Source organism: Halomonas eurihalina (assembly GCF_008274785.1).
Taxonomy (GTDB): Bacteria; Pseudomonadota; Gammaproteobacteria; order Pseudomonadales; family Halomonadaceae; genus Halomonas; species Halomonas eurihalina.
On sequence record NZ_VTPU01000032.1, the window covers coordinates 1 to 5,409 of the forward strand.

Annotated in this window: 3 protein-coding genes; all 3 read left to right on the forward strand. The window is 63.7% G+C overall.

The annotated features are described in order from the left end of the window. On the forward strand, positions 1–1,521 hold a 1,521-nt coding region (locus FZZ93_RS18030), incomplete at its 5' end, for a type VI secretion system Vgr family protein (RefSeq protein ID WP_149323682.1). After that, a complete protein-coding gene (locus FZZ93_RS18035; RefSeq protein ID WP_149323683.1) occupies positions 1,518–2,417 on the forward strand; it encodes a DUF4123 domain-containing protein in 900 nt (299 codons plus the stop codon). The genes FZZ93_RS18030 and FZZ93_RS18035, both read left to right, overlap by 4 nt. Continuing rightward, positions 2,414–5,409, forward strand: a 2,996-nt coding sequence (locus FZZ93_RS18040; RefSeq protein ID WP_149323684.1) for a toxin VasX, incomplete at its 3' end; no start/stop codon positions are given. The genes FZZ93_RS18035 and FZZ93_RS18040, both read left to right, overlap by 4 nt.

Here is a 5,409-nt window from a genome sequence, read left to right on the forward strand (position 1 = left end):
GGCGCCCATCGGCTGGTGTTCGCCGACGATCCCCAGGTGCTCACCGGGCTCGGCGAGCGTCCTTACCACCATCGCGCCGGTGGCACCGCGCCGCAGCGTCACCTGCGCCGGCTGACCCAGACCGCCCGGGTGCGCCCGGCGCGAGCCCAGCTCAAGGACTATTCGTTCAAGCAGCCCGCCTATGGTCAGCTTCACGACCATCAGGGCCAGGGGCTAGAGCAGCACAGCCAACGGTCGGACTACGAGCACTACGACTACCCGGGCCGCTACAAGGCCGACGCCTCGGGCCGGGCCTTCACCCGCCACCGGCTGGAGCACCTGCGTCACGACGCCCTGACCCTGGCCGGCGAGAGCGACCTGCCCGAGTTGGCCCCGGGCATGCGCTTCACCCTGGCCGACCACGACGTCAGCGAGCTCAACCGCGGCTGGCAGGTCGTCAAGGTGGTCCACGCGGGCGAACAACCCCAGGCGCTGGGCGAGGACGCCGCCCAGGCCGATGGCATGACCCGCTACCACAACACCCTGACGCTGACCCCGGACGACACCGCCTGGCGGCCTGCGCCCGAGCCCAAGCCACGGGTCGACGGCCCCCAGGTGGCCTTCGTGGTGGGCCCCGAGGGCGAGGAGATTCACTGCGACGCCCACGGCCGGGTGCGCTGCCAGTTCCCCTGGGACCGCTACGCCGAGCCCAATGAAACCGCCAGTGCCTGGCTGCGCGTCAGCCAGGGCTGGGCCGGCGGCGGCTACGGCATGATGGCGATTCCGCGCATCGGCCACGAGGTGATCGTCTCCTTCCTGGAGGGCGACCCCGACCAGCCGATCATTACCGGACGCACCTACCACGCGGTGAATACGCCGCCCTACGAGCTGCCGGCGCACAAGACGCGCACCGTGCTGCGCACCCAGACCCACCAGGGTGAGGGCTTCAACGAACTGCGCTTCGAGGACCAGCACGACGCCGAACAGATCTGGCTGCACGCCCAGAAGGACCTGGAGCTGCTCACCGAGAACGACCGCACCGAGGAAATCCGCCGCGACAGCCACCTGGCCGTCAAGCGCGACCGGGTGAGCGAACTCGACCGCGACGACCACCTCACCGTGCACGGCGAGCGGCGTACCCAGATTGATGGCGACGACCACCTCAGCGTGGGCCAGACCCGTCACGAGAAGATCGGTCGCGCCCAACTCGTCGAGGCCGGCAGCGAGGTGCACCACAAGGCCGGCATGAAGGTCGTGGTCGAAGCCGGCGCCGAGATCACCCTCAAGGCCGGCGGTAGTTTCCTGAAGCTCGATCCCAGCGGCGTGACCATCGTTGGGCCGAGCGTGAAGATCAACTCCGGCGGCAGCCCCGGCTCAGGCACCGGGCAGAGTGCCCAGGCGCCGATCCTGCCGGGGGAAGCAGCCGAGGAAACGCATGAGGCGATCGAGGCGCCCCGTCAGGAAGCTGTCCTGAGGCAAGAGATGGCCACGGCGCAACTCTGCAAGCCTTCCAATAATGGCCAGGGTGGCGATTCGGCATGAGTGGTTGGTCGGTGATACGGCCGCCGGTGCCCAGTGATCGGGGAGGTGAGTGCCTCTTTGTGCTACTGGATGGTGTCACTATGGAGCCAGTGGAACGTTGGCTCTACGAGACGCACTCCTCGCCAGTGTACGAACCGCTCTATCTCGACACGCCGCTGAGTGGCTGCCGGGCGCTGTCACCTTGTTTGGTCGAGTTGGAGGTGGGCAGCCCGGTATTCGAGCGCTTCATCGAAGAGGAGGCTATCAGGGAAGCCGGATGGCTACTGACCTCGAGTGAGCCAATGGAAGTGGTGGCCGACCACCTGCGTAGGCTGCTGATCGTGGAACATCCTTGGCAAGGTGAGCAGACGTTACGGGTGGCTTCCCCTGAGGTCATGCGTTGTTTGTGCGAGGCGGAATCCTTACAGCAAACCAGCTTCCTTATGGGGCCCATCAAGCGCCTGTGGCTACCAGAGATGCAGAAACAAGAACTGATCTGGCACCACTTCGAGAGCGATGGTGAGTGGCTTCGAGACAATTTGGCGGTGCGCTTCCAGCTAACCGAAGCGCACTGGGCCTCTCTGGAACGCATTGCCTGGCGACGGTTTCGTTTCGAACTTGCTGAGCATCTGCAGACGTATTTCGCCACGGGGCCTTGGCTATCTACCTTCGACGGTGCCGAGGAAGCGGCAGGCGAGGTGATCGAGCTGACGGTGGCGCTCGGTTTCCATGGACGACGCGCGCATTTTTACCTGGCTAACATCCTCGGGGCCCATGGGCGCTCGGCGCTGGATGAGAACGTTATGCCCGAGTTGGCCAGAAGCCTAAAGGTCGCGGACGGGCGCCCGCCCATGGAGCGCCTCAAATCGGCGGTGAGTCTCGCACAGGCCCAGCTGAACAGGGAGACGTCAGTATGAGCATCGACATGGAATCTGCCAACCGAGTGGCCGATAACCAAAGTGATAACGATCCTGGCCAGGAAACGGGGCAATGTCCGTTGCAGAAGCCTGACCTGCAACTGGTGCCGGTGCGCTATGCCATGGTAGAGCCTGATCAGGAAGTGTCCCTGCCGGGGGTATCACCTTCTATTCAGGGAGATTTCCGGCCCAACGGTATCCGGCCTGTCAGGCCAGGGTGGCTTTATCTGATCCACAGCTCCGCTCCCGATGAACTGCAGACCTTTCAGGTAGCGCCGGATGGCAGCGGTGACCCGATCATTCTCGAACGGAGCGGCAGCATCAAGGTGCTCTACAGCCAGGTGGAGTTGGAGGAGAAGCGAGCGGCTCTCCTGCTGGCGAAGCCGGAGGTGCAGGATGAGGTGATGCTGACAGTCAATCTCGGTTCCTACTGTCCGGGCAACGGGACAGATCACCTGTTGCCGCCCGACCAGTTGAGCGGAGTGCTGGCGGATGACCTGGGTGAGAGAACTGTCTCCGAAGAACGCCTGGACTATGGCCGGTACCAGTGGACGGCGAGCGAGGACTGGCAGATGGCGCAGGCGGCCACCATCACGGGAAATATCCAGGCCGAATATCGTGAGGATAGTGCCTGCCTGATCGTCGCGGACGTGGTGGCTCGAGCCAACGATCTGGTCGGCGCCTGGACGCTGATTGCCGGTCAGGAGGCCGGGTGGCTGGACGAGGAGCCCGAGAAACACTTCGCCGCCCGGGCCATCGATGGCTTCATGCAACTTGACCTGAATCCCATGATCGCGCGTGCCGGTCAGGGGGATATTCCTGAATGGCTAGGGGCAGCCAGTGAGTCAGACAGGGAGCAGCTCCGGCGCCTGATGGACTTGCAGAACCAGTACGATGCCAAGCACTCGGAGGACCTGGTCAACAGCGGTGGGCACCCCGGCTTTCGCTCACGGGAACAGCAGGCGCTGGAAGCGGAAGTGCATACTGTGAGTGGTGAACTCGCCGAGCGCCTGGGCACTGACGCCGAATCGGTCCGCGACTTCGCTCGCGAGACGCACGACGACTATTTCGAGCGCGTCTACGGCAGCCAGGAGGGCGATCGCTGGCTGGCCCAGCAAGGCATTGAGGACGTCATTCGCCCCGGCGAGATGCGTGACTTTCTCGCCGAGGCGGACCAATGGCAGGGCGAGTGGCGGGCCCACAAGGAGCAGGTCGGCGAAGACATCAAGACCCTGCTGCCCCGCTGGCACGAGTATGCCAGCCTTCTCGATGGCGAGGACGATACCCAGGCCATCCTGCGCAGCAGCCTCGAGCATCGTCTTTTCACGACCCTGGAGGCCTGCGGTCAGCAGGACTTCCTGGTCCAGCACTACTTCGAAGAGGTCTCGGTGGCGCACCGCCTGCACGTGACGCCCTTGACCGGCTTCATCAATGCCGCGGCGGCGAATTGGAAGAATGCCCAGGCGAGTCTGATGGCGTTGATGTCGGCAAAGGATACACCCGGCACGCATGCTCAGTGGCGAGCTCGCGTCGATCAGCAGGATCAATTACGTCTGCAGAACCTCGATGGCCTTGGCGAAGAAGCACGAGCCACCGTTGTAACCGAGTTGACGGCCAAGGAAAAGGTGATGGGGCGCGCCCTGCTGGCCAGCGTGTTGGACGAGACTGAATCGCTGAATCTCGAGGAACGTTTCAGCGCCCTGTTCGATCGCACCTCCAACGGTGTGCGCCACCAGCTTTATACTCGGCTCGCCGCCTACCAATTGGGCTGGCAAATCCCCGAGCAGATCGTTCTCGACCGTCTCAACGGCCTGATACAGCGTGCCGAGAGCCTGGCGGACGAGGTGGAAAGCACGAGTCACATCGAACGGACATTGGAACGCCAGCGCCAGCAGTTGCCCAAGCGGGTGTACGATACGCGGATTCGCCAGGCGCGAGCGGCCGTTCGTCAACAGCGTCAGGCGTTAGCCGGCGTGCTCGATGAGCTGTCCGAAGCCACCTATCCCCTCGATGAAGCGGGCAATCAGGCCTTTAAAGTAACCGGGCTTAGCGAACAGGCCTCCCGTGCGGCGTTGAATGAGCGGCGTCTGGTCCGCCAGGCGCTCCAGGATCAGAATGCCTGGGATGCATTGTTGCGTAATGAGCAGGGAGGTATCGCCCCGAGTCGTGCCGTGCCGGTGGGGCTGAGTGGCTTTATGCTGGTATTGAATGGCTATCTGTTTGGTGGGGCGATTCAACAGTGGTGGACAGCCTGGCGCACCGGGGAGCGGTATGGTGAGGCGACCATGAATGTGCTGTCCGGTGCTTTCGGGACGATTGCTGCTACGGGCAGTGTTCTGGAGATCCTTCACGATACTCGCTATCGACGCCTCTACGAAGGCAAGTCATTTCAGACGGCGGTGCAGCAGGCGGCCGGCAGCCTGGATCATCTAGACGATTGGGCGCGATTGACCAATCGAGCGATGATCGGCGTGGCGGGCTTTTCTGCTCTTACTGCAGCCTTTGATGCTCGACGTCAATGGCTTAAAGGAGAGCGAGCTACCACAGATCGTCAGCGTCTGGCGGCCGGCATCGCCCTGGCGGGGGATATCGCGGTGGCTGGTGGAACCCTGCCGATCTTCGCGGCAGGGCTTATCGGGCAGTTCAAGGGCGCCTCAGCGACCGCTCTGCGCCTGTCCTTGTTGCGCCTGGCTGTGCCGCTAAATTGGGTCGCCGCCGTCGGCGTCGTGCTGGTCGTCGTGGGCGAGTTGTTCTACGAGTACTACTCGCTCTCGCCGCTGCAGCAGTGGTGTCAGAACAGCGTCTGGGGGGATGAGCCGGAGGGCTGGGACCTTGAGGCACACCATCAGCATCTCGCTGAGGTGCATGGTAAGCCGGTGCTTTGGCGCCGCGGCGAGCAGCCGCCACGTATGAGCGCCATGCCGGTGGGGCCGGAACCGCCGGCGAGTTCCTTGAACCTTCGTCTCAACCTGCCGGGAGTTGAGGTGCCTAA